The organism is Saccharomonospora sp. NPDC046836 (genome assembly GCF_040645195.1).
In the GTDB taxonomy this organism is placed as follows: domain Bacteria; phylum Actinomycetota; class Actinomycetes; order Mycobacteriales; family Pseudonocardiaceae; genus Prauserella_A.
This window is the reverse complement of the sequence record NZ_JBEYXW010000009.1, coordinates 118118-143036: the sequence shown is the minus strand read 5'-3', so window position 1 is coordinate 143036 and position 24919 is coordinate 118118. Positions and strand designations below refer to the sequence as shown.

Sequence of the window (24919 nt, the reverse complement as noted above, 5' to 3'; positions counted from 1 at the left end):
TCCGATCCACTAGGAGAGGCTGATGCCGGAACTCAACGGGAAGGTTGCATTGATCACGGGAGCTGCTTGAGGCATGGGCGCATCGCATGCCGCTCATCTCGCCGCGGGTGGCGCGCGAGTCGTTCTCGCCGACATCCTCGACGACGCCGGAGCCCAAACGGCCGCGGCTATCGGAAATGCGGCCATCTATCAACATCTGGACGTCAGAGATGAGGAACAATGGGCCAACGTCGTCGCGGCCACTATTCGGCGCTTTGGTCAGCTCGACGCGCTGGTTAACAACGCTGGTATCAACGTCGTGAGTCCACTCGCGGACCAGACAATGGAGTCCTGGAACAAGGTCCTCGAGATCAACCTCACCGGCACCTTGCGCTGATCGGGAAGTACCCCGAGGACAGCCCCTTGCTCAGGGTGATCAAGTCGCCCCGCACGCCGAAATGTTGCTGACCGAACAAGGTGCCCTTGCGACCCCAACCGCAGAGCACCTCGTCGGTGATGTGCAGGATGCCGTGTTTGCGCAGCACGGTCTGGACCTTCTTCCAGTGGTCGAGGTGGGCCACCCGGATACCGCCCTCGACGCTGGCCGGGATCGGCTCGGCCAGCAACGCGGCGATGCGATGTGGCCCGACCTCCTCGATCGTCGCTTCGAGCGTGGCCACCCAGGAATCGGAGGCTCGCTCGTCGGCGTGCGGCGTTGGCGGCAGCCGCCGGAACATCACGTCAAGGTCACTGATGTAGTGCGCGTTCTCGACGTTGCCCGGCGCGGCCATCGTGGCGATCGTGGTGCCGTGGTACGAGCCATAGGTCGATAAGATCACCCGGCGCTCGGCCTCGCCTCGGTTGACGTGGTAATTGAAGGCAATGCGCAGGGCGGCCTCGACCGCCTCCGACCCGCTGGTCGCGTAGCGGACGCTGCCGCCTTCGTGCCCGGTCAACTCCAGCAGCTTGTGAGAGAGCCGCGCCGCCGGCTCGTTGGTACACCCGAACACGCTCGGCAGGTGCGCGCCCCGCACCATCTGGTCGTAGGCTGCCTGCGCGATCTCTGTACGGCCGTGACCGACGATGCACGAGCCGAAGGACGCGTGGCCGTCGACGTAGCGGCGCCCCTGGGCGTCCCAGAGGTAGATGTTCTCGCCACGGTCGAGCACGACCGGTTCCACGCCGTGGTCCGCGCGCAGAGTCGAGTGGTGCCACAGGGGCCGGAGGAACGAGAACTCCGTAGCGCTGGTCTCGGTCACGAGGAACCTCCCTGGGGCGCAGCGGACGATGTGGGGCCGAGTTGGGCGAGCGGGCCACCGACGCGATCGTGGACGACCCGCGCCACGAACACCCAGCGGTCACCGTCACGCCGCAGCCGGTCCTCGTACGTGGCGGCGGTGAGCCACCCTTCGCCCTCGGCCGACAGCGTGGCGACCAGGACGTCGCAGACCCCGCGTGCGGTCGTGTCCGAGAGCAGCTCGACCGCCAGATTCCCGGTCAGATGGTGGGTATGGGCCAGCGACCGCACGGTGTTGTCGAAGCCCTCGAGAATCTGACCGCGCCCCTCGAACCGGATGCCGCGGTCGCGCAGCTCCTGCACGGCATCCTCGGCCCAGAGCTCTCCGAACGCCTCGCGATCGCGCTGGTCCAGACTGCGGCAGTAACGCGCGGTCAGCTCGGAGATCGCGGCACGCGCCTCCAGGCGGGCCATGCGCTCCTCGACGGTGAGGACGGTCTCGACCACGGTCAGCGCAGCCTAGGGGCGATGTCCTGGGCGAGCCGGTGCACCGACTCGTTCCACGGCGCCGGATCGTCGCTGTAGTCGTGGTTGTAGATCATCAGCGTCCCGAATTCGCCGTTTTCGGCGCGCCAGGCTCGAAGCTTCTCGAGCACAGTGTCGGGGCTGCCAATGATCCACACGTTGTCACAGAGCCAGTCGATGTCCACGTCGTCGGAGGACATGTCCGGGTCGCTGATCATCGAGTCGAGCAGGTTGTGGTGTTTGTAGATCGGCAGCATGTACTCACGCCACGCCTTGCCCATCCCACCCTCGATCGCGAGCTTGCGGGCGTCGGCGTCGGCGTCGGTGTCGGCGACAAGGACGTCGCGTACCACGCGGTGGTCGGAGCGCTTGGCCTCCCGGCCCGTCTCTTGGCACGCCTGCTGGTAGTTCTGCCAATGGTTATCGAGCGCACCGACCCCCGAGTAGACCGAGACCGGGAGGTAGCAGCCACGCAGGCCCGCCATCCGGATCGATGGTGAGTTCTTGCTCAGTCCCGTGATGCCCACGCGCACGGATCCGCCGTACGGCACCAGATCACGGAACGGATGTGCGGGGTCCTCCTCGGCCAGGCCGGCATTCCAGAACTCTCCCTCCTAGTAGAAAGGCTTCCCGGCCCAGATGCGCTCCATGATCTCAATGGACTCGGGGACCATCTTGTGGTTCTGGGAGAGATCTTTGAGACCGCGGATCAGCGCGTCGGCCGGAAAGGCGCCGGCACCGACGCCGAGAATGTAGCGCCCTTCGAGGATCTGGGTGAGCCACGCGATCTGGATCGCGAGCGAGCCCGGTTGGTGGTACGGCAGAAGGTGCGCGCCGGGAGCGAGTACGAGGCGCTCGGTCTGGAGCGCGGCACCCGCGATGACGAGCTCGGGATTGGGAATCGACTCCCAGGCCTGGGTGGCGTGCTCCCCGATCCAGTACTCCGTGAGTCCTGCCTGGTCGGCCATGACGGCTTGGTCGACGGCCCAACTGAAGAGCTGCTTGGCGCTGCGCCGCGGAGACATGAATGGCGTCATGAACATCGAGGTGTGCGCTGACACTCCTCATTTTCTTGCCTACCGATTGGTCATTAGATTATGGTGTAATGCGGCGCACGTCAAGACAGTTCCATGGGAGCATAGAAATTCGTGCACCCGCACTCTGTCTAGCGACTGTATGGGAGATTACCTCCGAGCCGCCCGCGTCAGGCCTGATTGGACTCGGCTATCCGGAAGTGCAATCCGACACGGTTGAGGTGGTCGACCCGGATCGTCTTGCGCGCGAACCGCCAGGCTCCGCCGGCCCGGACGAACTCGTCGTCGTACCGGCCGCCGACGACGATCTGGTATTCCTCACCGGGAGCCCGTTGCAGCACGGTGAAATAGCAGCGCGATGTCGCCGAGGTCCGGTCCTCGTCGATCTCGATGAGCTGGTTGGTGATCAGGTGGCGCGTGCGTGGGTCACCATTCTCGTATGTCACCACCTGGTTGGCGTAGAAGGCGCTGATCGCCTCTGCGCCGACGATGGGTTCCGCCGCCACGCCTGGCATCGCCGGCACCAGTTCGCCGCCTGCGAGTAAGGCGCCGATCGCGGCGAAGTCGCCGTCGTCGACGGCATAGGTGTAGCGGAAGCAGAGGTTGCGGATGTCTTCATGGTCGGTGCACATGGTGGCCTCCTCGACGGCGGGCAGATCAAACAATCGACTGGTTTACGATGGCTGTCAAGCCCTGCCTCCACGGAACAGATCTGTACTGGTCAGAGCATAAATACTTGTGGACAGAGCGTTGACTACCATCCGATTGGTTTGACATGCTTTGACCGCCATATTCAACACCAAGCCGGAGGCGCCCTCCCATGACAGATCAGGAAACCATCGCTGACCTGGCCGAGCAGTACGTGGCCGCGTACAACAGCAACGACCTGGACGCCCTCGAGGCTCTGCTGCACGACGATGTCCATTTCCAGCACCACAACCGCGAGGTCGACTACTCCACCAAGACCACTGCCATGGAGATGTTCCGGACGGCCGCGACGGCATTCCCAGGCAAGGCGTTCTCGAAGCGGGTCTCATTGCGGATCAGCGGCGACACCGCCATCCTGCAGCACACGTGGACCTGCACTCCAACCGTGGACGCCCCCAACATGGGCGCCACCGCCGGCGTTCCGCTGTCCGCCGAACTCGCTACCTTCCTCACCTTCCAGGACGGCCTGCTGCGCGAGTACCACGACTTCGGCTGAGCACGCCGACATGGACGAGCGGCTCAGCCGTCGAAGGCCAGGTAGGTGGACATCGTGGCGAACTCCGACGCCACCCGTGCGGCGGAGTAGGGACCGCTTGCCCGGTACCAGACCGGGATGTTGTTGATCGCCCCCAAGATGTAAAAGGTGGCGAGCCGGTCGTTGATCCCGGGCCGAAGCAACTCGGGATCCTCGATCAGGATGTCACGGATGTAGTCGGAGAAGATCCGACGCTGCTTGCGCACGGTCACCGCGTTTTCGCCGGTGAGGTAGCGCCATTCGTTGAAGTAAATGCTGCACCGCTCGACATTGCTGAGGTACCAGTGCATGATCTCGGAGAGGAAGGCTTCGAGGCGCATCTTGGGGGGCAGGCGCCGGAAGCTGACGTCTTGTAGTGGTACAGACTGCCTTTGAGCACGCCCACGGTGTCGGCGACATCCAGCACGGAGGCGGCGGAGTAGCCCTTGACATGGAACACCACGATCGCGGCTTCGAGCACCTCCACCTCGCGGTTACGCCGGACGACGACCTTGCGGGCTTGGCACTGTTGGAGCCCGTCATGGGACTGTGTCTCCGTCCTTTCGGCGGTGAACAGGGAGGACACCGCGGCGATCTCGGCCGCACAGGTCACGGGCTCGGTGCAGCCCGCCAGCGCGCGGATCTCCTGTTCACGTGCCGCGAGGTCCTCAGCGCAGTGGTGCGGGTCGAAGTAGCCAGAGGACAGCACAGTCGTCACGCGCGCGACCTTTCCGGAGGACGAAGAGAAGATCTCGCCGTTCGGCGTCGAGTCGCGGTGCGCCGGCCAGACGACAGTCGGCGCGACCACCGCTGTTCGAACGCCGTTGCCCCGATGGCGGTGACCAGGATGAACAACGAAATGTTCTTCGGCGGCGCGGCCGAAGACAACGACTCGTGGATCGCCGAACGGGGTCGTATTTCTAGCGTACCTACCAGTCGGTTGACTCAACAATGACGTGAGGACGACATGGACACTTCCCCCGCCCCCGAAGTGGACGCGGTTGTTGTCGGAGCCGGGTTCTGCGGGCTCTACGCGACCAAGCGCCTTCGCGACACCGGTCTGTCCGTACGCGCGTTCGACGCCGCTGACGGGGTCGGCGGGGTCTGGACGTGGAACCGGTATCCCGGAGCGCGAACGGACTCGCTGCACGACACCTACTGCTTCACCTTCGACCGCAAGCTGGTCGACGAGTGGTCATACACGGAGCTCCACCCCGGCCAGGCAGAGGTGCTCGCGTACCTCAACTTCGTCGCCGACAAGTACGACCTGCGCCGGCACTACACGTTCGGCGCCTCGGTGACGTCAGCCGTGTTCGACCAGGCGAGCGGGCGGTGGCGGTTCCGCACCGATCAGGGTGAGTCGCTGACGGCGAAGTACTTCGTCACCGGACTCGGACTGGTGTCGGCGCCGATCCTGCCGGACGTGCCGGGTCTCGGCCGCTTCTCTGGCGAGGTCCACCACACCTCTCGCTGGCCGGAGTATCCGGTGGAGTTCGCCGGCAAGCGGGTGGCCGTCATCGGCACCGGGTCCAGCGGGGTGCAGCTGGTCTCCACGATCGCTAATACGGTGGGTGAGCTGACCGTGTTCCAGCGGACGCCGAACTGGGTGGTGCCGACCGGAAACCGTCCGGTGACCGAGGCCGAGCACGAGCACATCCGTGCCCACCACGAGGAGATCTCCCGGCTGGTCCGGAACCACCCGGCGGGTTGGCCGTGGGAGCTGGTCAACCGGAAGTGCGTCGAGACTCCGGCCGAGGTCCGTGACGCGATGTTCGAAGCGGCTTGGCAAGAGGGCGGCTTCGCCCTGCTGTACAAGACCTTCAGCGACCTGTCCACGGACAAGGCCGCCAACGACATCGCCTGCGCGTGGATGGCGAAGAAGATCGCCTCGATCGTCGACGACCCCGAAGTGGTGGACAAGCTGACGCCCACACATCCGTACGGCGCGAAACGGCCCCCGGCTGCGGACGGGTACTACCAGGCCTTCAACGAGCCGCATGTCCGGCTGGTCGACATCAAAGAGACTCCGATCGAAGCCTTTACCGAAAAGGGAATCCGGACCACCGAGGACGAGTTCGAAGTCGACCTGATCGTGCTGGCGACCGGGTTCGACGCCATCACCGGCGCCTTCACCCGGATGGACATTCGCGGGATCGGCGGAAGGGATCTCAACGAATACTGGCGGGAGGGGCCGCGGACGTATCTCGGCCTGGGTGTGTCGGGCTTCCCGAACATGTTCATGGTGGCCGGCCCGCAGAGCCCGTTCGCCAACCTGCCGCCCGGTGCGCAGGAGCAGGGGAACTGGATTGCCGGGTTCATCGCCTACCTACGGGAGAACGGGATCGAGTTCGCTTACCCGACCGAAGAATCCGAAGTGGACTGGACGAAGCACCTCCACGAGGTCGCGATGAGCCTGATGACCCGGTACGGCCTCGAGGCCAACTCCTGGTTCGCGGGAGCGAACATCGAAGGCAAGGCGCGCGCGTTCAACGTCTACTTCGGCGGGCACGCCGCGCATGCCGACCGTTGCGCGGCGGAGGCGGCGGCGGGATATCCCTCGTTCCGGAAGTTCGCCACGAAGAACGAGCTGAGCCAGTCATGAGTCGTCCAGTGACCTTCGGCGTGATCAACACCTTCGGCAATCCCGATGAATGGCGGCAACCCTGGAAACAGCGATACGACGCGATCTTCGAGCAGATCGAATGGATCGACCAGGAGACCGCCATCGACGGTGTCTACGTCACCGAGCACCATTTCTACGATGACGGCTATATCCCAGCGACGATGGTGATGTGCGGGGCCATCGCTGCCCGTACACGGCGCGTGCGGATCGGCACCAACCTGATCCAGCTGCCCCTGCACAATCCCGTCCGGCTCGCCGAGGACGCGCTGGTGGTTGACGCCCTCTCGGGTGGCCGGTTCCGGCTCGGTGTCGGCATGGGGTACTACCACCAGGAGTTCAACGGTCTCGGGCAGCGCCTCGCCGAACGGGTCAGCCGCACCGAGGAGGGCATCGCTATCCTGCGCAAGGCATTCTCCGGGGAACCGTTCGAGTTCCACGGCAAGCGTTACGACTTCGGCGAGATCAGCGTGACACCGGGGCCGGTGCGCGACGGCGGTCCGGAGATCTGGATGGGCGGCTTCGCCCCAGCCGCCGTCCGGCGTGCGGCGCGCCTCGCCGACGGGTTCCTGGAATTTGATCCCGGCACGCACCGGACATATTTCGAGGAATGTGACCGGCTGGGCAAGGACAAGGCCGGGCAGCAGCTCAACGTGACCTACTGGGCGATCATCGACGAGGACCCCGAACGCGCGTTCGCCCAGGCCGGCCACCACTGGATGCACCTGCTGAACCAGTACATCCTCCGGGACGCCTACGCGGCGCGGACCCCGGCGCTGACCGAACCTTACGACGACCCGAAGAAGGCGCTGGCTGACGGGCTCGTGATGCTCGCCGACGGTCCAGCCGCGGTCAAGGTGTTCAACGCCGATGTGGACAAGGGCGCCATCGACATCAACCTCGTGACCATGATGCCCGGCGAACCGGTCGATCAGGTCACCGAGCGGCTGGCCTACCTCAACGACAAGGTCATCCCGCACGTGAAGCTCACCGGCCATCCCGCTGCGGGCTCCCCTTCAGCCAGTCCCGGCGCGCCGCGGGCAGAACATCCAAATAGGACCTGAATGCGGGAGCGAAGTCGGCGCCGGGCTTGGCGCGGCAGTGAAGCGGGTCCGTGCCTCGCCCAGGCGCTAGCCAACCAAGTCGCCATTACCAAACCACTTGATTGGTCGACCTTTCGATGATCTCAATCGGCGATTATCGCTGCGCTGTGGATTGAGAACCAACCACTCGATTGGTAGCATCGTAGGTCGCCGGGGGTGACCCGGAACGATGCGGGACGAGGAGGTTGGGGTGACGGCACAGCTGCGTCTTGATCGACAGGTCGCCGTGGTGACCGGCGCGGGCCGTGGTCTCGGCCAGGCCTACGCCAGGGCGCTCGCCGAGCGTGGCGCCAGCGTGGTGGTCAACAACCGCATCCGTCCCGGGACCGAAGACCAGCCGCCCGTCGCGGCCGAGGTCGCCGGGTCGATCACCGCGGCCGGCGGATCGGCTGTCGCGGACACCTCGGACATCGGCACCAAGGGTGGTGCGGAGGCGGTGATCGAGACGGCGCTCAAAGCGTTCGGGCGCATCGACATTGTCGTCAACAACGCGGGAATCGTGCAGTTCCACCGGTTCGCTGAGTATCCGGACGACGAGTTCGAGCAGATGCTCGACATCCATTTCCGCGGCACATGGCGGATCAACCAAGCGGCTTGGCCGCATCTCGCCGGGCAGGGCTACGGCCGCATCGTCAACACGGTGTCGCGCGGCGCCTTCTTCGGGGACGCGCACGGCGCCGCCTATGCCTCGTGCAAGGGCGCGATTCTCGGGATGACGCGGGCGCTGGCGGTGGAGGGCAAGTCGCTCGGCATCATGGTCAACGCGATCTCGCCCACCGCCTGGACTCCGCTGTATGCCAGGGCGCCCGACGTCAGCCCGGAACGCCGCGAGGTGCTGGCCCGCGACTTCCGCCCGGAGCAGGTGGCGCCGGTGCTGGTCGCGCTGGCGCACTCCTCGTGCAGGTTCACCGGCGAGGTTATCGCCGCCGCCGGTGCGCAGGTGAGCCGGTTCTTCCTCGGCCAGACCGAAGGGGCGGCCCTCAGCGCGGAGCCGACGCCGGAGGAGTTCGTCGAGCAGCTGCCCGACGTGTGGGACGAGACAGACTACGTGCCGGTCGGTCTCGTGACGCCGGGCCAGCGGGCGCAGCGCACGCCGAGGGCCGAAGTTCCGGCCGCCGCGCGGAGGCCGGTCGGATGACGGCCGGAATTCAGGCCGTGCTCCGGCGCCGTCCGGCCGGTCCGGTGCGTGAAGGTGACATCGGGCTGGTGGAGGTCGAGCTGCCCGCTCCGGGACCAGATCAGATTCTGGTGCGCAACGAGGCGATGTCGCTGGATCCGGCGCTCCGGATCCGGATGCGCGCCGAGGCGGGTGGCTATCTACCGGCACTGGCCGTCGGGCAGCCGCTCGAGGGGTGGGCCGTTGGTCAGGTCATCGCTTCGCGCTCGGACCGGCTCGTCGAGGGCGACTGGGTGATGCACGCGCTGGGCTGGCGGGAGTACGCGCTGATCGACGACGGGGCCGGCGTCCTGACCACCCTGCGACCCGAGCGGATCGAGGTCACCGGGGGTGTTCCCGCGCGCTGGTTTCTCGGACCTTTGGGCTGGGTGGGGCTCACCGCCTGGGTCGGGCTCAACGACGTCGCGGAGCTACGCGACGGTGATGTTGTGTTCGTCTCCGGGGCCGCGGGGGCGGTCGGTGGGCTGGCCGTGCAGATCGCGAAACTGTGCGGGCACACCGTGATCGGCAGCGCGGGGACGCCTGCGAAGGTACGCCACGTTCGCGAGACCCTCGGCGCCGACGCCGCGTTCTGCTACCGCGACGGGCCCGCCGCTGACCTGCTGCGGGCCGCCGCGCCGAACGGGATCGATGTGTACTTCGACAATGTGGGTGGCGACCAGCTCACCGCGGCGCTCGACCTGCTGCGGGAACACGGCAGGGTCGCGCTGTGCGGCGCGATCTCCACGTACGAGCTCCCCGGCGACACGCCCGGTCCACCGAACCTGTTCAATGCGGTCGCGAAAGGCCTTACTCTGCGCGGGTTCCTCGCGCGCATGTACCCGCACCGGTTGGCGGAGTTCCGCACGCTGATGCGGGAATGGCTGTCCTCCGGCGCGATCAGCTACCCCGAGACGATCACTCGCGGCCTTTCGTCAGCCCCTGCGGCGTTCCGCGAAATGCTCAACGGGGGGAATATCGGAAAGTCTATTGTGGAGCTCTGATGGGATTCGTCCGAACGCAGAAGGAGATCCGGGAGATCGAGGCCGCCCTGGCCGCGCCGGAGTTCGTGCACGGGGAGCAGCTGCTGGTCCGGTTCCGGACCAGCGAAGAGACCTACCGGCGGCTGCTCCCGCCCCCGCTCGAGCCGCTCGATGATCCGCTGTGTGTCGCGGCCATCGGCCGGTGGCAAGGTTCGTGTGTCGGCGACTATGCGGGCGGCAGCGTGTCATTGTCGGCCGCCCACCAGGGCGACGCCGGCGGGTTCGCCGTCGCGATGTGGATGAACACCGAGGCCTCGGTGATGTTCGGCCGGGATGTCTTCGGGGAACCCAAAAAGCTCGCCGAGAGCGGACTTGCCCGCGACGGCGAGCGGGCGCATGCGTGGATCGACCGCCACGGTGTCCGGCTCGTCGAGCTGATGTGCACTGTGGACATCGAAGAGGATCCGGCCAGCATCGACCGGCTGGCGTTCAACTACCGGTCGCGGACCGCGGCAAACGGCATTGGCCTGGAGGGTCCCGCGGTCCTCACGCGCACGGTATTCAGCACGACCATCCACGAGCGCAGGCGGGGTCCCGGATCGGTCAGGTTCTCCTCGACCGTACACGATCCGCTCGGTGAGATCCCGGTGCTGGAGGTGCTCGACGCGGAGTACCAGCGGCACGATATCCGCGCCGCCTGTACGGTCGCCGACGAGGTCGCGGCGGAGGACTTCCTGCCCTACCACCACGGGCGCGCGGACGACTGGCGGGCGCTGGACTCCCGGCGTCCTTTGGGGGAAGGGGCGAGATGAAGGCATTGTCGTCGGTGCGGGAAGACCTCGCGCACGGTGGTCGGCCGCGAACGTGAGCTGAACCTGGTTCTCGCGGCAGTGACCGCCGGACGTGACATCCTGCTGGAAGGCCCGCCGGGTACGTCGAAATCGACCATCCTGCGGGCCATCTGCACGAGCTGGGATGTGCCGCTGGTTTTGGTGGAGGGCAATGCCGAGCTGACACCGGCCCGGCTCGTCGGGCACCACAACCCCTCGCGGGTGCTCACCGAGGACTACTCGGCGGACAACTTCGTGCCCGGCCCGTTGCTCGAAGCCATGCGGTCGGGCGGGTTCCTGTACATCGAGGAGCTGAACCGGACCACCGAGGACACGCTGAACGTCCTGCTCGCCGCGATGGCCGAGTGCGCGATCGCGGTGCCGAGGATCGGCACCGTCCGAGCCGAACCGACGTTCCGGGTACTCGCGTCGATGAACCCGTTCGACAACGTCGGCACCGCACGGATCTCGGACTCGGTGTACGACCGCTGGTGCGGCTCGTCGTCGTACCAGGACGCCGCTGCGGAAGCCGACATCGTCGCGGTGCGCACCGGCTGCGAGGACCAGCGGCTGATCGAGGACGCGGTGGCGATCACCCGGGCCACGCGAGCACATCGGTTGCTGCGAAGGGGATCCTCGGTGCGGGGCGCAATCGATCTGGTCGCGATCACGGTCGAGCTGGCCCGGCTGAACGGGCCGGCCGATCGCGAGCGGCTGATCCTGGACGCGGCGTTACTCGCCCTCTCGGCCCGCGTCGGGGTGGACGAGGTGGCCGAAGCTACGCCTGAGCAGGTCATCACCGAGATCTGGGAGAACCTTTTTTTCTCCAGCCCCGGCAGGCAGCTCTGGGACCGCACCGCCTGAACGTCGAGTCCGCCGTCGAGCTGCCCGCCGCGAACGACCGGCAGCGGACTCCGTTACGTCGCAAGCCGAAGAAGCTGACAGAGGCGCCCGGCCTCTACCTACCGGATGGCGCGAAGGGCACGCCGGTACTGGCCGAGCTCGACGCTGACCGGTCCTCGGGCCCGACCGGCCCGGTCGGCGGTCAGGGCGTGCTCGTCACCGCGCAGGCCGCCCAGCTGCGCCCACTGGCGGATCTGCTGGAAGACCACGCCGGCGACCGTGAGGTCGCGGCCATGGCACAGGCGATCGCCCGCCGGTTGGCGGTGCGGCGCCGGCGCCACGATCCGCACGCGGAGCGGGGCACCGGCACGTCCGCGTCGATGCCGTACCGGTACCAGTCCGACGAGCTGGACCTGGACCGCACCATCGAGGTACTCGCCGAACGGCCGCGGCCCGAGGACACCGATATCGTGGTGCGCGAACGGATGGGTACGCGCCGTGCGGTGGCACTGGTCGTCGATGTGTCGGGTTCCATGCGGGACGAGAAGGTACGCATCGCGGCGGCGACGATGGCCGCGCTGTCGGCGGACCTCAGCCAGACCGGCGATCAGTTCGCCCTGATCGCCTTCTGGTCCGACGCCGCCGTGCTCAAACCCATGACGGTCCGTGAGTAACCGAACTCGTTGGTGGACAAGCTGGTGCGCATCGCCGCTCGCGGGCTCACGAATGTCGCGTTCGGACTGTCCGTTGCGCACACCGAACTCGCGCGCTCGAATACGCGCCGCCGTTCCGCGATTCTGCTCACCGACGCGGTGCACAACGCCGGCGGAGATCCGCGGGACGTCGGATCGACCGGAAAGTCGTCCGGGTCACCGGTTCCGTCGCTGGAGGAGGGTGGAGAGGGAGACCGCGACGATCAGCACGGCTCCGTTGACGATGCCGGTCCAGGTGAATTTGAGCCCGGCTTCGATCAGCCCCTGGGCAACCCAGATGATGAAGATGCCGCCGATCGCCGTCCCGGTCACCGTGAACAGGCCGCGGGAGAAGATCACCGTCGACAGGAAGGCCGCGGCGAACGCCGGCAGGAGGAACCCGCCCGCCACGTCGGGCGACGCAGCGCCTTGGTTGGCTGCCAGCGCGATCCCGGCCAGCGAGGCCAGGACCCCGGTGCCGATGAACGCACGGTAGGTCTCCTTGCCGGTCCGCACGCCCGCGAGGCGGGCGGCGAGCGGGTTCGCGCCCGTCGCTTTCATGCTGCGACCGTGAACCGTCCGCTCCATCAGCACCCAGATCAGGAAGACGACCACGAGGTAGAGCCCGACCAATGCCGAGATGGCCTTGATCCAGCCCTGGAGGTCGAACACGAAATAGACCACAGCGCCCAGCACCAGGACGAGCACCGCTCGCCAGACCGGCCAGGCCGGTGCGAGCGCGGCCGGTGGCCGCACCCTGCCCAGAGCGACGAAGGCCCAGCACAAGGCCGCCGCGACGAGCACCAGCTGCAGTGGCAATGGCAGCTTGGTCGTGAAGCGGCCGAAGTCCAGGAACCAGCCCGGCAGCGGCGTGCCGCTTGCGGAGGTGACCACGGCCCCGCCCGAGTAGACGGCCGAGATCCCGACCATGATGCTGCCTGTACCCAGGGTCGCGATGATGACGTTGACGTTCAGCGTCGAGACGATCAGGCCGTTGACCAGACCGGCTGCCACACCGACGCCGAGCACGATGACCAGCACCAGCGGGAATGGCAGACCCTGTTGGGCGGTAAGCCCCACGGCGAGGAAAGCCGTCAGCGTCGCTGTTCCCGATATCGACAGGTCGAAGGCGCCGGCCAGCAGGCCCACCACCGCCGCGGTGGCCAGCAGCAGCACGGGGACGTTCTGGTGGATGTTCAGCATCCGCGGCGCCGCCACGAAGAAACCACGGCTGAGCCAGAACTGCATCACGATGAAGATGGCGACGAAGCCGGTGACGGTCGCCGACTTGATGACGAGATCGTGGGACCACACACTGACCTTCGCCGCGACGCGGGCTCGCGAGCCGGTCGGGGCCCTCTCGTGTGTTTCCTGAGTCACAGCAAGGCCTCCAGCTCATGAACTGAGATGTCCTCTGCCGGGCGCGCGGGCGTGAGGACGCCGTCGTAGATGACCGCGATGCGGTCGCTCGTCGTGAACAGATCGGCTGAGTCCGAACTCAGCACGAGCACCGCGTTGCCGTCGTCGCGCAGGCCACGGATGAGGGAGTAGATCTCGAGCCGGGTGGCGACGTCGACGCCCCGGGTCGGTTCGCAAAGGACGTAGACGTTCGCCCGGCGCAGCACCGCACGGCCGAAGATGACCTTCTGCTTGTTTCCGCCCGAGAGCGCACCGAAGCGGTACCCGAGGTCCGGCGGGTCGACGGCCAGCGCCCGGGCTGTCTCCTGGCAGGCCTGGCGCTGACGGGAGACCGACAGCAGCCCGCCAGGCCGCCGCCACCGTGAGAGCGCGGAGGCGGCCATGTTCTCCTCGACCGTGTGGTCGTCGAAGCCGCCCTGGGATTCGCGGTGCGGTGGCACCAGCGCGGTCGCGGCGCCGGCCGCGAGCCTGACCTCACCGTGCGACGGTTTCGTCGTGCGGTGGACGAGGAAGGCGAGATCGTGGAGACCCGAGCCAGGAAGCCCGCCGATGCCGGTCACCTCGCCGCGGCGCAGCCGGAGATCGATGGGCCCCAGCGCTCCGCGGCGGGCGCCGCGCAGTTCGAGTAGCACCTCGCCCGCGCCGTGACTGGCTACGGGTTGCGTCGCCGCGCTGCTGTGCGGGTTCTCGTGGTTCATCAGCAGCCCCGTCAGCGCCGCATGGTCGAGGCCCGCCGTGGCGCGGTCGAGCGCGAGCCTGCCGTCGATGAGCAGGACGATGCGCTGGGTGACATCGAGAACCTCGGACAGTTTGTGGGTGACCATGACGATGGACGCGCCGCGTGCGGCGCTGCGCGCGAGGGTGTCGGTGACCCGGCGGGCATCGGAGGGAGGCAGGGTCGAGGTGACCTCGTCGACGAACATGATGCGCGCGCCGCGTTGGAAAACCCGGGCCATCGCGACGAGAGCCTGCTCCGCGGGCGAGAGCTCACTCACCAGGGTGGATGGTGCGATGTCAAGCTCTACTGTGGACAGTGCCGCCTCGGCCGCTTTTTGCTCGGCCTTCCTGTTCACGATCGGGCCGAGCCTGACCAACGGCGGCGCGCCCAGCCGCAGGTTCTCCATCACCGAGAGGTCGTTGATCAGCCCGAGGTCCTGGTGCACGAAGCCGACGCGGGGATGCCCAGCCAGCGAGCCGACAGGTTCCCCGTCGAGCAGGATGGAGCCGCTGGTCGGCTGGTACACCCCGGCGAGGATCTTCACCAGGCTGGATTTGCCCGCTCCGTTGGGTCCGAGCAGCCCGACGAACTCGCCCGGTGTGATGTCCAGATCGATCGAGGACAGCGCCGCGTGCCGGCCGAAGCTCTTCGAGATGCCGCGGAGGCTGAGCGCGGGGGCGGCACTGCCGGTCACCTGATGCCCCAGAGACCCTTGAACGCGGCCTGCCAGTCGCCCTCGGGGGTGAACTCGGAGAAGTTTCCGGCGTCCTTCGCCGTGAGCAGGCGCACGGGGAGCTTGGTCGCGTCGTAGGTGGCGACGCCGGCGACCTTCCGCGCGGCCAGGTCCGCGCCCGCCCAGTCGGCCCAGTGGTAGGGCAGGGCGACCGTGGCCGAGTACGGCGTGTTGCCGGCTCCGATCATGTGCAGCGCCTCTGGGTCGGCGTCGTATCCCGTGATCGCGACGTCGGTGCGGCCCACGTCGGTCAGGGTCTTGGCCATCGGCACCCCGAGCACGTCGGCCATGCCGACGGCGTCGGTGATCCCGTCCGGGTGGGCGCTGAGGAACGCGCTCCACTGGGGAGGTCCGGGCTGCGCGATGTCCGCCGACGGGATCACGAGGTCGTCGAGCACGCGGCAGCCGGGGCAGTGCTGCTGGACTATCGACCTGACACCGGCGGCGCGGTTGACCGTCGCCCTGGAGCCCGGGTCGACGGTGTTCACCACGGTGCCGGAGCCCTGGGAGCGCTCGATCAGATACCAGCCCAGAATCTGCCCCTCTGCCTCGAAGTCGACGGTCGCGTAGAGGACGCCGAGGTCGGCATACTCATGGTTCAGCGGGCACATGACGCAGGAGACCGTGACGCCGGCGCGCAGCGCGTTCTTGATCGCTTCGCCGGTGTCCTCGATGTTAACGGAGGTGAGCACGATGGCACGGGCGCCCTCCTGGACGGCACTGTCGACCAGACCGCCGATGACGGGCGGCGAGAACTGACCGTCCAGCGGTCCCGTGACGTCCCAGCCCATGGCCTTGAACGCGTCGACGGATCGCGCTGCGTTCTGCTGCACGACCTCGACGGAGGACCCGAACGCGATGACCGCGGCCTTGCCCTGGCCGGGGTCGAATGACTCCGTGGGCACCGGGAACTGCTGCGCTGCCGACGAGTATTCCTCGACCTTCTTCGAGGCGGCTGCGACGGCGTCGGCGGCGGCTCCGGTGGCGGCGGCCGGTGTCGCCCCATTGCCACCGCCCTCGCTGGAGCAGCCGGCGAGGGTCAGCACCAAGCTGAGGGCGGCCGCGCACCCCCGGAATGTGTTTCGGAGCGAGAACATCGTTGTTCCTCCACTGAACTTGGAGTGGTCACTTGACCAGGCAGCCCGCGTCGACAGGAAGCGTCGCGCCGGTGATGAAACGGGCCTCGTCGGACGCCAGGAACAACACCGCGTTGCTCACGTCGACGGGCTCGACCCAAGGTGTCGGCAGCGCATTCATCGCCTGCGACACCGGCAGGAAGTCCTCGACGGTCGGGTTCTCGACGCCGGGACAGAACAGCTCGTAGGTCTTCGGGTTGTTGATCATCGGGGTGTTGACCTGCGTCGGGTGGATGCTGTTGGCCCGGATCCCGTGTGGCGCCAGCTCCACCGCGAGGGTGCGCATCAGCCCGACGACGCCGTGCTTGGCCGCCACGTAGTGCGCGATGTTCGCGTACGCCCGGAGGCCGGCGGCCGAGCTGATGAGCACGATCGACCCGCCCCGCCCGCCGGCAAGCAGATGTGGCGTGCCGGCCTTGACGGTGTGCCACACCCCGGTGAGGTTGATGTCGATCATCTGCTGCCACACGGTGTCGGGTATCGCGTGCGCTTCGAACGGCAGGCCGGCGATCCCGGCGTTGGCGACGACGATGTCCAGCCCGCCCAGTTCGGTGACCGCGGCATCGACGACGGATTTCAGCGCAGCGGCGTCACGGACGTCGACCCGGCCGGTGACGACGCGACGGTCCGTGGCCTCGACGAGCCGCGCGGTCTCGGCCAGTTCCGTGGCAGTGCCGGTGGGGTAGACCATGCCCTCGATCTGCTTGTCCGCGTCGAGCGCAATGACATCGGCACCTTCTTCCGCGAGGCGGATGGCGTGGGCGCGGCCCTGGCCCCGTGCCGCGCCGGTCACCAGGGCCACTTTGCCGGCGACCCGCCCGCTCATACCGGCGCCCGCCGTGCCACCCGAGCGGCGACCTCGAGCGCGAGGAACTTGCGGCGCCGGCGCTGCGCTTCCTCGGCCCGGATGAACGAGGGGTCCCAGTCAAGACCTTCGTCGAAGGTGACCTTCACGGAGGTGATGCCGCGCAGCCTTGTCACCCGGTCGGTGATCTCGTCGGTGAAGAATCCCAGCATGTAGCATCCGGGGGAGCTGAGTCGCATGTGGACGGTGACAGTGCCCGACTCGATCTCGATGTCCTTGACCAGCCCCATGCCCGGCAGGCTCAGCGGCATTCCGGTCGCGACGCTGCACGGGTCGATGACATCCTCCAGCGCGGCCAGCACCTCGGCATGCGACGGCAGTGCGGATGTCACGAGATCACCTGGCCGGCGACGGAGGTGGTGGAGAACGGCGCCGGCAGTGGCGTGCCCGCGGCACGGGAGAACTCGTCGCCGGCGATCGCTGCCAGCCTGGCTTCGATGTCGATGCCGTGCATCCGCGCGTAGTTGCTGCCGAGGATGTTGTTCTTCTGTCCTTGGGTCACCTCGGGAATCTGGCTGAAGAGGCCGTACTCGGCGCGTAGCGAGTCCGGGAACTTCACATCCTCGAAGACCTCGAGGCACAGTCGCGGGTGGACCTGCATCGCACCCGAGGACCAGACCATTCGGTCGAGAACCGGTGCGCCACCGACATGGCACATGCCGATGACCAGGCGGGCGAACATGTCAGGGCGCTTGAGCATGAGGACGGTGAGCGTCTCGAGGTTGACGTAGATGTTCTCGTAGCGGCCGAGCAGCCAGGCGGTCTCCTCGGTGAAGGCCGCACCGCCGTGCACGATCTCGAAGTTCAGTTCCGGGAAGGCCGCCGCTGCGCCCTCGACGTCCCCGGGGTGGAAGGAGGGACCGGTCGGAGCCGGGCCGAGCGGCACTGCCTTGTGTACCGCAATGGTCCTGATGCCCCGCTCGGCGGCCGCTTCGTAGATCGGGAACGCGATCTGCGGGTCGTCCATCCGCCAGGTCGCGACGGTGTCTCCCCGCCAGCTGGTCGGGTACAGCTTGACGCCGAGCGGCCGGTACTGCGCGCAGCGGCGGTCGAGCTCTGCCAAGGCTTCCTTGCCGGTGAGCGGGTCGAGGGCCACATACGCGCCGAGCATCCGGTCCGGGTACCTCTCGAGGATCTCCACGGCCTTGTCTGCGGAGGACATGCCGTCGGAGAAGGCGAAGATCGGCGTGGGGTGGTACACCGCGAAGTCGGTCTCGCTCTCGCCGAAGGTCATGGCGGCGACGTCGTGGACCGGCCAGTCCCGCAGGAGCGCCGCGCGCGAGAGGGGATAGCCCGACGGGAGGCCCGTCTGCGTGAGGTTGTAGGTCAGCTCGGCGATCGGTCGCGCGTGACCGTCAACCGCGAAGTTGCTCTCGTCGAGATTGAAGGCGTGTAGCACGGTGTCGATCACATACTGGCCGTTCCACATTGAACACTCCCAGCTAGAGAACCAACCGATTGTCTGGTTATATTCACTCGTTCCGGGGTGAGTGTCAACGCCTACAGTGATAAAGAAGAGGAAGTTGTTGGACAAACGATCGTTTGAGTAATCAACTGAAGCCGAGGGCGCGGGACAGCTCCGCCGCGCGTTCGACGATCGGTCCGCGGAGGTCACGGTCGGCGAGGGCGCGGCGATAGTACAGCCCTATGTCGTGCTCGTCGGTGAAGCCGATCCCGCCGTACAACTGGATCGCCTCGCCGGTCATGCGCTGGGCGCAGCCCGCCGCGCGCACGAGTGCACTCGTAGCCGCTACCGTCAGCTCGTCGATCGGCCCGTCTGACACGAGCGCCGCAGCACCGTGCACCAGCTCGCGTGCCAGCGACACCGCGACCGCGGCGTCCGCGCACCGGTGTTTCAGCGCCTGGAACGAGCCGATGGGCTTACCGAACTGGTGCCGGGTCCGTAGATACTCCAGCGTCATCTCCAGCGCCCGGCCGGCGCCGCCAACGAGGGAGGCCGCGAGATAGATATCGGCGGCGGACAGCCCTCGCCGCAACCGGTCCGGCGAGCCGAGGTCCAGCCGTGTCGCGGGCGCGCCGGCGAACCGGACCTCCGCGACGCGGCGGGTGTCGTCGGCGCACGGTGACCGGTCGATCCGGACGCCCTCGCCGCCCGGATCGACCACGAACACCTGATCTCCGGCGACGACAACGAGGATGTCGGCGGTGGTGCCGTCGAGCACCCGCCGGGCTGTCCCGGTGAGGGTGTCACCCGCGGAGACGGTCAACGGCGCGTACACGAGCGTGGCGATCCGCTCCCCGGTCGCGAGCGCGCTGACCAGCTCGGTCGCAACGGGATCGTCGCACGCCGTCAGCACAGGCAGGGCGAAACCGGCGGAGGCGAGCAGGGGCCCTGAGCCCAGCGCACGTCCCGACTCCTCGAACAGCGCCGCCAGCTGTGGCGGCCCGTACCCTGCGCCACCGTCCTCGTCGGACAGTGCCAGCGCGGCCCAGCCCATCTCCGCCATCTCGGCGAAGTCCGCGGGGTCGTAGCCGTCGTCGGTCGTCGCCAGCCGTCGCACGCGCTCGGTTGGGCACCGTTCGGTGAGGAAACGACGGACCACTTCGGCGATCGCTACGGTGTCCTCATCGGTCAGTGGTTCGGTCAGCATCGTTGTGCTCCTTCTGTGGTCTGTCAGCGCGGCAGCCCGAGGAGCCGTTCGGCGATGATCGTCCGCTGGATCTCCGTTGTGCCGGAATAGATCGACTTGGCGCGGCACGCGAGTCGGTGGTGAATCGCGGCGGCCACGTCCCGGCCGGCGAGGTCTGCGACGTCCCCGTTGAGGTCGGCGACGTCCTTGGCGAGCTCGCCCCAGACGAGGTTGGTCACCGAACCGGTTTCCGCGATCGGTCGGCCTTGCTCGGCGAGCACCGCGAGGCGGACGTTGAGTGCACGGAGTTCCTGGCATCGCAACCACAACGAGGTCGCTCGTGCGCGGATGTCGGCGGCCGCCGCGGGGGAGAGTGCCGCGGCGGCGAGCGTCGTCCGGATGTCAGCGAGTTCCACGAGCAGGCGCGCGTGGTCGGTGTAGCCGGGATCGCCGCGTTCGAACTGGAACAGTGTCATTGCGGCGTGCCATCCCGCGCCCGGTTCACCGACGACCCAGCCGGCGGGGACCCGCGCGTCGTCGAAGAACACCTCGCTGAACTCGCGGTCGCCGCTGATCTGCCGGATCGGCCGCACGGACACCCTCGGCTGATCCATCGGGCAGATCAACAGCGTCAATCCCCTGTGCCGCCGGGAATCCGGGTCGGTGCGTGCCAGCACGAAACAGTAGTCGGCACGGTCGGCGAAGGTGGTCCAGATCTTCTGGCCGTCAATCGCCCAGTCACCGGTCGACCGATCCCGGCGGGCGCGGGTGCGCAGCGACGCGAGGTCCGAACCGGAGTCGGGCTCGGAGAAACCCTGGCAATACAGGTCCGCGCCGCTGAGGATGCGGGGGAGGAACCGCTCCTTCAGCTCGTCGGTGCCCAGCAGCATCAGCGTCGGTCCCAGGAGGATCATCCCGGGTGTGTTGGCCGGTTCGGGTGCCCGGTGCAGCGCGAGTTCCTCATAGGCCATGAGCTGCACGAGGGGACCCTCACCGCGGCCGCCGTACTCGGCCGGCCAAGTCAGCCCGGCCCAGCCGCCGGCGTGCATAGTCGCCTGCCATGCGCGCCGGTGCGCGAAGCGCTCGTCCTCGTGCGCGGGTTCCGGTTCGGTGGGCGCGTGGCAGTCGAGCCAGCTCGCGAACTCCGCACGGAACGGGTGCTCGAAGGGAACGGCGCCGTTTTCCGGTCCCAGCACCCGTCGCGACAGCGGGGCGTGGCCGAGCGCGCTGGTTCTCCGGACAGGGTCGGTGGTGGTCATGGAGAAGGTCTCCTTGGCGGTGAGCGGACCCGGTCAGGCGGGCACGAAGGCGAGCGGGCGGATCGGTGAGCCGGTCCCGCCCTTGATCCGCAGCGCCGACGCGACGAAGAAGAAGCCGTCGTACACGCGGTCCGCAGCCAGCCCTTCCAGGTAGACCGACTCCATGATGGGAATCGCGGACTTCACCAGCAGGTGCACGTGGACGTCGAGCGCCGGGACAGTCCACCGTGGCTTGTGTTCGAAACTGGCGGTGTCCCCGCCGACGGCGAGCACGCCGTGTTCGGACAGCCAGCGAGCACCGGAGAGGGATAGCCCTGGAAGGCCGAGGCCCACCCCGAGGTAACGCTCCGGGTCGGTCCAGTGCTTCATGTAGCCGGTGCGGAGCAGCACGATCGAGCCCGGACCCGGCGCGGGACGGTCGGCGAACCACCGCTCCAGCTCCGGCGCGCCAAAACCGTCCGCACTGGATAGTTCGCGGCCGAAGAGCTCCTCGCCGTCGACGAGATGGCCCGGGCCGACGAGCGGGGGCAGCTCCTCGACGGACCCGATCTCCACGCCTTCGGTCCACGACTGATGCTCGCCGATCGGACGATCACCGTAGATGCAGCCGTTGAGCGAGATGTGGCCGAGGGAGTCGACGTGGGTGCCGCAATGTCCGGGCAGCGTCAGCAACTCCATCGCGCTGGAGATGCCGCCCGGGTAGTTGTGCTCGCCGTGCTTCTTGATGAGCGCGTAGGAGAACGGTGGATGCGCGGCGTGGTGGGTCATCCCGTGTTCCATGCGCACGGCCAGGTCGTACGCCCTGGCCGCACCGCGTTCCGGCCAGGTGGTCGCGCCCTCCCAGACCGCGCCTCCCCACGGCTGAGGCACCGTCGTTCCGCTCATCGTCGCGTCTCCTTCCGGTCAACCTGAGACAGCACAGTCCCGACCTCCGCTGGCACCTCGCCCCGCGCGGCGGGCTCGAGGATCGCGAACGTGATGGGGCAGGTCCGGTACACCGCCGCGAGCACGCGAACGAGTTCCTCTGGCGGGCGCTCGGAGAGCGCACGTAACGGTCCGCCCAGCGCCTTCGGGAAGCCGAAGCCTTCGGTGAGCGCGACGTCGATGTCCGAGGCCTGCCGCGCCACCCCGTTGCCGACGATCACCGCGGCCGCGGCGACCATCGAACCCAGCACGCGGTCGCGGATCCCGTCCGCGGACACTGGGCGGGGCTCAATGCCTTTCGCTGTACGGTATTCCTTGATGATCCTGGCCACCTCGGGGTCCGGTTCACCGCGACGGGCACCGGGGGGATAGCGGTACCAGCCCGCCCCGGTCTTCTTGCCGAGCCGCCCTGCCTCGCACAGCAGGTCCGGGATCTCGACGTAGCGCTGCCGCGGGTCACGGGTGGCCGCGAGCCGTTTGCGCCGCGCCCATGCGATGTCCAAGCCGGACATGTCTGCTACTGCGAACGGCCCGATCGCGAACCCGAGTTCAACGCAGGCCCGGTCGACCTCCTCTGGAGATGCCCCGTCTTCGACGCAGAATTCCGCTTGGCTGCGGTAATCCGCGTAGACCCGGTTACCGACGAAGCCATCGCCGACCTCGGCTGCGATACCGGACTTGCCGAGCCGGCCGACGATCTTGCCGAGAGTGGCGGCGGTGACGCTGTCCGTCATGGCGGTCCGGATGACCTCGACCAGCGCGTTGCGGTCGGGTGGGTTGAAGAAGTGCAGCCCGGCGAAGCGCTCGGGCCGGCATAACGCCGCGCCCATCTGGTCGAGATCGAGGTAGGAGGTGTTGCTCACGAGCACCGTGTCCGCGCGTACCACCGGCTCCAGCTTCGTCAGCAGTTCCTGCTTGACGGCCATGTCCTCGAACACGGCCTCGATGACCAGATCGGTGTCCTGTAACGCGTCGAGGGACTGCGCCGTGTGGATCTGCTTGTTCAGCTTCGCGAGCGCATCGCGACTCTTGTCGACCACGGTGACCGTGAATCCCCGCGCGGCGAACGTGCGCGCGAGAGCGGCACCCATCGTTCCGGCGCCCACGATGCCGACCGAATGCACGACGCGCGGCGGCGCCTCGCTACGGAGCGCCTTGGCCGCGCGCTGGCGGGCGAAGAACAGGTAGCGGAGGTTGCGGGCTTCCTCGGTGAGGCGCAGCTCGTGGAACAGTGCGCGCTCCTGCTCGAACGCTGTTGCCGCGTCGAGCGTGGCGCCGCGCACGACGGTCTCGGCTGCCTGCCGCACGTTGGGCCGGGCGCGCTTCGGCAGGTTCGCGAGGACCGCGTGCACCTCCGCGGGCTGGTCGTCGGGGACAGCCCGATCACGGGCGAGCGTTTTCCCGTTCCGTGCGCGGGCCAGGTCAACAGCCGCGTTCACCAGGTCTTCCGGCGCGACGACCGCCTCCACCAGGCCCAGCTCGAGGGCTTCGGTTGCGGGGACCTGGCGGGCCGAAGTGACGAGGTCGATCGTCCGCGGTACCCCGATGAGCCGCGCGGTGCGTACCGTGCCACCTGCGCCCGGCAGCATACCGAAGGTGACCTCGGGAAAGCCGAATGCGGCTGACTGCTCGCAGATGCGGGCGTCGCAGCCCAGGGCGAGTTCGAACCCGCCGCCCAACGCGAGCCCGTTGACCGCAGCGACCACCGGCACCGGCAGCCGCTCGATCAGGTCGATGATGTCGGGTAGCTGCGGGGACTCCAGGACCTCGGCGTCGAACTCGCGCAGGTCGGAGCCGGCGTAGAAATGCCGGCCAGCGCTGACGATCACCACACCGTCCAGATCCGCGCCTGCCAGGGCTTCGAGCGCGCCGGCCAGTGCCCGCCGCTGGGCGGTGTTCCCCGTGTTGACGGGTGGGTTGTCGAGGATTAGCAGCGCCGTGCGGCCGCGGAACTCCGTCGTGACGATGGTCTTGTCTGCCACGTGCTTCCTCTCCGGCTCACTCTTCCTACGTGCCCAACCAGTCGTTTGATTGAAGGTAGATCGCAGATGGTCTACGGGTCAACCTGCTTGGCGAACCTCCTTCTTGACGGTTCCCTGGCGGTCCGTATGGTTACCAACCATACGGCTGGTCGCACTGTGGAGGAAACGGAGGAGCCGCCATGAGTGAGACCTCCGAGTCGGCGGTCCCTGCATGGTTCACCGAAACACTGGCCCGTCCGGTCGCGACCGGCAAGGTTGACGTGCGGGGTACATCGATCGCCTACCGGGCCTGGGGCCCGGAACGCGCCGAGAACGGTTGCCTACTGCTGCACGGCGTGGCTGCGCACGCGCACTGGTGGGATCACATCGGACCGTATCTCGTCGGTGCGGGATCCCGCCGGGTCGTCGCGATCGACCTTGCCGGGCACGGGGACTCCGGACGGCGCCTGCGCTACAGCATCGCCGGATGGGCCGCGGACGTCGTCGATCTTCTCGGGCCGCTCGGGTTGGGGCCCCGTCCTTCCGTTGTCGGGCACAGCCTCGGCGGCATGGTGACGCTCGCCGTGGCCGGGCTCGTGGGCGCACGGATCGGCAGGGCAGTGGTCGTGGACGGCGCCGTGCGTGAGCGCACCGACCAGCAGGAGGCGTTGCGCCGTCGCCGTGCCCAGCCGTCCGCGCGCGTGCTGCCGACGCGCGCCGAAGCGGTGGCACGGGTTCGCAAGGCGCTGCGGCACCAGGGTCTGCCGTACATACTCGACCACATCGCGGAGACCTCCGTGCGCCAGGTGACCAGTGGCTGGGCCTGGAAGGTCGATCCCCTCGTTCACGACCGACCGGCGATGCTGCCCACTGACCTGGCGCCGATGGCCTGCCCGGTCACGATCGTGCGGGCCGAACACGGCCTGTTCACCGACCAGATCGAGCGCACCATGGTGCGGCTGCTGGGCGGTGACGTCCGGGTGCGCCGCGTGCTACGTGCGGGTCATCAGGTGCTGCTGGACGAACCGCGCGAGCTGACCTCGGCCCTGCTCGCCGTCTTGTGAACCAACTACCCGTTTGGTAACTTCG

Annotated in this window: 28 protein-coding genes; 11 read left to right on the top strand and 17 right to left on the bottom strand. The window is 67.8% G+C overall.

All coding sequences use genetic code 11. The features are described 5' to 3' along the window. Positions 1-73: 73 nt before the first annotated feature. Positions 74-376: an SDR family NAD(P)-dependent oxidoreductase gene (locus tag ABZ863_RS13865; RefSeq protein WP_358535014.1), complete on the top strand. Its 303-nt coding sequence runs from the start codon at positions 74-76 to the stop codon at positions 374-376. Here the strand turns inward: ABZ863_RS13865 and ABZ863_RS13860 are convergent. From ABZ863_RS13860 to ABZ863_RS13840, 5 genes are all read right to left on the bottom strand, one after another. Then, positions 357-1238: an aminotransferase class III-fold pyridoxal phosphate-dependent enzyme gene (locus ABZ863_RS13860; RefSeq protein WP_358535012.1), complete on the bottom strand. Its 882-nt coding sequence runs from the start codon at positions 1236-1238 to the stop codon at positions 357-359. The two genes, ABZ863_RS13865 and ABZ863_RS13860, sit on opposite strands and share 20 nt — an antisense overlap. Beyond that, positions 1235-1723 carry a nuclear transport factor 2 family protein gene (locus tag ABZ863_RS13855; RefSeq protein WP_358535010.1) on the bottom strand — a complete coding sequence of 163 codons (489 nt, stop codon included), beginning with the start codon at positions 1721-1723 and terminating at the stop codon, positions 1235-1237. The genes ABZ863_RS13860 and ABZ863_RS13855 overlap by 4 nt, the downstream gene beginning before the upstream one ends. 2 nt (positions 1724-1725) lie before the next feature. Beyond that, positions 1726-2274 (bottom strand): hypothetical protein, encoded by a 549-nt coding sequence (locus ABZ863_RS13850; protein WP_358535008.1) that lies wholly within the window; start codon positions 2272-2274, stop codon positions 1726-1728. Positions 2275-2355: 81 nt separating this feature from the next. After that, a complete protein-coding gene (locus tag ABZ863_RS13845; protein WP_358535006.1) occupies positions 2356-2778 on the bottom strand; it encodes an LLM class flavin-dependent oxidoreductase in 423 nt (140 codons plus the stop codon). Between the two features lie 167 nt (positions 2779-2945). Further along, positions 2946-3407, bottom strand: coding sequence for a nuclear transport factor 2 family protein (locus ABZ863_RS13840; protein ID WP_358535004.1), 462 nt, complete (start codon positions 3405-3407; stop codon positions 2946-2948). 188 nt (positions 3408-3595) lie between these two features. Here ABZ863_RS13840 and ABZ863_RS13835 point away from each other — a divergent pair, with 188 nt between their 5' ends. After that, on the top strand, positions 3596-3979 hold the full coding sequence (locus tag ABZ863_RS13835; RefSeq protein ID WP_358535002.1) for a nuclear transport factor 2 family protein: 384 nt from the start codon (positions 3596-3598) through the stop codon (positions 3977-3979). A 23-nt stretch (positions 3980-4002) separates the two neighbouring features. Here the strand turns inward: ABZ863_RS13835 and ABZ863_RS13830 are convergent, their stop codons facing one another. Together ABZ863_RS13830 and ABZ863_RS13825 are read right to left on the bottom strand one after the other, a co-directional pair. Further along, positions 4003-4338, bottom strand: coding sequence for a hypothetical protein (locus tag ABZ863_RS13830; protein WP_358535000.1), 336 nt, complete (start codon positions 4336-4338; stop codon positions 4003-4005). After that, entirely contained in the window at positions 4227-4457 is a 231-nt protein-coding gene (locus tag ABZ863_RS13825) for a helix-turn-helix domain-containing protein (RefSeq protein WP_358535066.1), read from the bottom strand. Before ABZ863_RS13825 ends, ABZ863_RS13830 begins: the two co-directional genes overlap by 112 nt. Here ABZ863_RS13825 and ABZ863_RS13820 point away from each other — a divergent pair. The 8 genes from ABZ863_RS13820 to ABZ863_RS13785 all read left to right on the top strand — a co-directional run bounded on the left by ABZ863_RS13820 (position 4449) and on the right by ABZ863_RS13785 (position 12206). After that, positions 4449-4952, top strand: a complete 504-nt coding sequence (locus tag ABZ863_RS13820) for a hypothetical protein (protein ID WP_358535070.1) — start codon at positions 4449-4451, stop codon at positions 4950-4952. The genes ABZ863_RS13825 and ABZ863_RS13820 overlap by 9 nt on opposite strands. Positions 4953-4964: 12 nt before the next feature. Then, a complete protein-coding gene (locus ABZ863_RS13815; RefSeq protein ID WP_358534998.1) occupies positions 4965-6599 on the top strand; it encodes an NAD(P)/FAD-dependent oxidoreductase in 1635 nt (544 codons plus the stop codon). Then, positions 6596-7681, top strand: a complete 1086-nt coding sequence (locus tag ABZ863_RS13810) for an LLM class flavin-dependent oxidoreductase (RefSeq protein ID WP_358534996.1) — start codon at positions 6596-6598, stop codon at positions 7679-7681. Before ABZ863_RS13815 ends, ABZ863_RS13810 begins: the two co-directional genes overlap by 4 nt. Before the next feature lie 229 nt (positions 7682-7910). Continuing rightward, positions 7911-8858 carry an SDR family NAD(P)-dependent oxidoreductase gene (locus ABZ863_RS13805; RefSeq protein WP_358534994.1) on the top strand — a complete coding sequence of 316 codons (948 nt, stop codon included), beginning with the start codon at positions 7911-7913 and terminating at the stop codon, positions 8856-8858. Next, positions 8855-9880, top strand: coding sequence for an NADP-dependent oxidoreductase (locus ABZ863_RS13800; protein WP_358534992.1), 1026 nt, complete (start codon positions 8855-8857; stop codon positions 9878-9880). The genes ABZ863_RS13805 and ABZ863_RS13800 overlap by 4 nt, the downstream gene beginning before the upstream one ends. After that, positions 9880-10671, top strand: coding sequence for an acetoacetate decarboxylase family protein (locus ABZ863_RS13795; RefSeq protein ID WP_358534990.1), 792 nt, complete (start codon positions 9880-9882; stop codon positions 10669-10671). The genes ABZ863_RS13800 and ABZ863_RS13795 overlap by 1 nt, the downstream gene beginning before the upstream one ends. A 78-nt stretch (positions 10672-10749) precedes the next feature. Continuing rightward, entirely contained in the window at positions 10750-11553 is an 804-nt protein-coding gene (locus ABZ863_RS13790; protein WP_358534988.1) for a MoxR family ATPase, read from the top strand. 188 nt (positions 11554-11741) lie between these two features. Then, positions 11742-12206: a VWA domain-containing protein gene (locus tag ABZ863_RS13785; RefSeq protein WP_358534986.1), complete on the top strand. Its 465-nt coding sequence runs from the start codon at positions 11742-11744 to the stop codon at positions 12204-12206. 195 nt (positions 12207-12401) lie between these two features. Here the strand turns inward: ABZ863_RS13785 and ABZ863_RS13780 are convergent, their stop codons facing one another. The 10 genes from ABZ863_RS13780 to ABZ863_RS13735 form a co-directional block, all read right to left on the bottom strand. After that, positions 12402-13604, bottom strand: coding sequence for an ABC transporter permease (locus tag ABZ863_RS13780; protein ID WP_358534984.1), 1203 nt, complete (start codon positions 13602-13604; stop codon positions 12402-12404). Further along, positions 13601-15055 carry a sugar ABC transporter ATP-binding protein gene (locus ABZ863_RS13775; RefSeq protein ID WP_358534982.1) on the bottom strand — a complete coding sequence of 485 codons (1455 nt, stop codon included), beginning with the start codon at positions 15053-15055 and terminating at the stop codon, positions 13601-13603. Before ABZ863_RS13775 ends, ABZ863_RS13780 begins: the two co-directional genes overlap by 4 nt. After that, positions 15052-16191 carry a substrate-binding domain-containing protein gene (locus ABZ863_RS13770; RefSeq protein WP_358534980.1) on the bottom strand — a complete coding sequence of 380 codons (1140 nt, stop codon included), beginning with the start codon at positions 16189-16191 and terminating at the stop codon, positions 15052-15054. Before ABZ863_RS13770 ends, ABZ863_RS13775 begins: the two co-directional genes overlap by 4 nt. A 28-nt stretch (positions 16192-16219) precedes the next feature. Further along, positions 16220-17056: a mycofactocin-coupled SDR family oxidoreductase gene (locus ABZ863_RS13765; protein ID WP_358534978.1), complete on the bottom strand. Its 837-nt coding sequence runs from the start codon at positions 17054-17056 to the stop codon at positions 16220-16222. Next, the gene (locus tag ABZ863_RS13760) at positions 17053-17427 is read right to left on the bottom strand and encodes an iron-sulfur cluster assembly protein (protein ID WP_358534976.1); all 375 of its coding nucleotides are present in this window, start codon (positions 17425-17427) and stop codon (positions 17053-17055) included. The genes ABZ863_RS13765 and ABZ863_RS13760 overlap by 4 nt, the downstream gene beginning before the upstream one ends. Then, positions 17424-18524, bottom strand: coding sequence for an amidohydrolase family protein (locus tag ABZ863_RS13755; RefSeq protein WP_358534974.1), 1101 nt, complete (start codon positions 18522-18524; stop codon positions 17424-17426). The genes ABZ863_RS13760 and ABZ863_RS13755 overlap by 4 nt, the downstream gene beginning before the upstream one ends. A gap of 121 nt (positions 18525-18645) precedes the next feature. After that, a complete protein-coding gene (locus ABZ863_RS13750) occupies positions 18646-19707 on the bottom strand; it encodes an acyl-CoA dehydrogenase family protein (protein ID WP_358534972.1) in 1062 nt (353 codons plus the stop codon). Between the two features lie 23 nt (positions 19708-19730). After that, positions 19731-20945 carry an acyl-CoA dehydrogenase family protein gene (locus ABZ863_RS13745; protein WP_358534970.1) on the bottom strand — a complete coding sequence of 405 codons (1215 nt, stop codon included), beginning with the start codon at positions 20943-20945 and terminating at the stop codon, positions 19731-19733. A 33-nt stretch (positions 20946-20978) separates the two neighbouring features. Beyond that, a complete protein-coding gene (locus ABZ863_RS13740; protein ID WP_358534968.1) occupies positions 20979-21830 on the bottom strand; it encodes a cyclase family protein in 852 nt (283 codons plus the stop codon). Continuing rightward, positions 21827-23851 (bottom strand): 3-hydroxyacyl-CoA dehydrogenase NAD-binding domain-containing protein, encoded by a 2025-nt coding sequence (locus ABZ863_RS13735; protein WP_358534966.1) that lies wholly within the window; start codon positions 23849-23851, stop codon positions 21827-21829. Before ABZ863_RS13735 ends, ABZ863_RS13740 begins: the two co-directional genes overlap by 4 nt. A gap of 179 nt (positions 23852-24030) precedes the next feature. Between ABZ863_RS13735 and ABZ863_RS13730 the strand changes: the two genes are divergently transcribed. Next, positions 24031-24894 (top strand): alpha/beta hydrolase, encoded by an 864-nt coding sequence (locus ABZ863_RS13730; protein WP_358534964.1) that lies wholly within the window; start codon positions 24031-24033, stop codon positions 24892-24894. The last annotated feature ends 25 nt before the right edge of the window (positions 24895-24919 follow it).

Bases quoted from the DNA above. Each gene is read 5' to 3' on its own strand.
- ABZ863_RS13835 (WP_358535002.1), top strand. From the start codon at position 3,596: ATGACAGATCAGGAAACCATCGCTGACCTGGCCGAGCAGTACGTGGCC.
- ABZ863_RS13755 (WP_358534974.1), bottom strand. From the start codon at position 18,524: ATGTGGAACGGCCAGTATGTGATCGACACCGTGCTACACGCCTTCAAT.
- ABZ863_RS13865 (WP_358535014.1), top strand. From the start codon at position 74: ATGGGCGCATCGCATGCCGCTCATCTCGCCGCGGGTGGCGCGCGAGTC.
- ABZ863_RS13770 (WP_358534980.1), bottom strand. From the start codon at position 16,191: ATGTTCTCGCTCCGAAACACATTCCGGGGGTGCGCGGCCGCCCTCAGC.
- ABZ863_RS13750 (WP_358534972.1), bottom strand. From the start codon at position 19,707: ATGCTGACCGAACCACTGACCGATGAGGACACCGTAGCGATCGCCGAA.
- ABZ863_RS13810 (WP_358534996.1), top strand. From the start codon at position 6,596: ATGAGTCGTCCAGTGACCTTCGGCGTGATCAACACCTTCGGCAATCCC.
- ABZ863_RS13840 (WP_358535004.1), bottom strand. From the start codon at position 3,407: ATGTGCACCGACCATGAAGACATCCGCAACCTCTGCTTCCGCTACACC.
- ABZ863_RS13730 (WP_358534964.1), top strand. From the start codon at position 24,031: ATGAGTGAGACCTCCGAGTCGGCGGTCCCTGCATGGTTCACCGAAACA.
- ABZ863_RS13820 (WP_358535070.1), top strand. From the start codon at position 4,449: ATGGAACACCACGATCGCGGCTTCGAGCACCTCCACCTCGCGGTTACG.
- ABZ863_RS13745 (WP_358534970.1), bottom strand. From the start codon at position 20,945: ATGACCACCACCGACCCTGTCCGGAGAACCAGCGCGCTCGGCCACGCC.
- ABZ863_RS13765 (WP_358534978.1), bottom strand. From the start codon at position 17,056: ATGAGCGGGCGGGTCGCCGGCAAAGTGGCCCTGGTGACCGGCGCGGCA.
- ABZ863_RS13830 (WP_358535000.1), bottom strand. From the start codon at position 4,338: ATGCGCCTCGAAGCCTTCCTCTCCGAGATCATGCACTGGTACCTCAGC.
- ABZ863_RS13800 (WP_358534992.1), top strand. From the start codon at position 8,855: ATGACGGCCGGAATTCAGGCCGTGCTCCGGCGCCGTCCGGCCGGTCCG.
- ABZ863_RS13815 (WP_358534998.1), top strand. From the start codon at position 4,965: ATGGACACTTCCCCCGCCCCCGAAGTGGACGCGGTTGTTGTCGGAGCC.
- ABZ863_RS13845 (WP_358535006.1), bottom strand. From the start codon at position 2,778: ATGACGCCATTCATGTCTCCGCGGCGCAGCGCCAAGCAGCTCTTCAGT.
- ABZ863_RS13795 (WP_358534990.1), top strand. From the start codon at position 9,880: ATGGGATTCGTCCGAACGCAGAAGGAGATCCGGGAGATCGAGGCCGCC.
- ABZ863_RS13740 (WP_358534968.1), bottom strand. From the start codon at position 21,830: ATGAGCGGAACGACGGTGCCTCAGCCGTGGGGAGGCGCGGTCTGGGAG.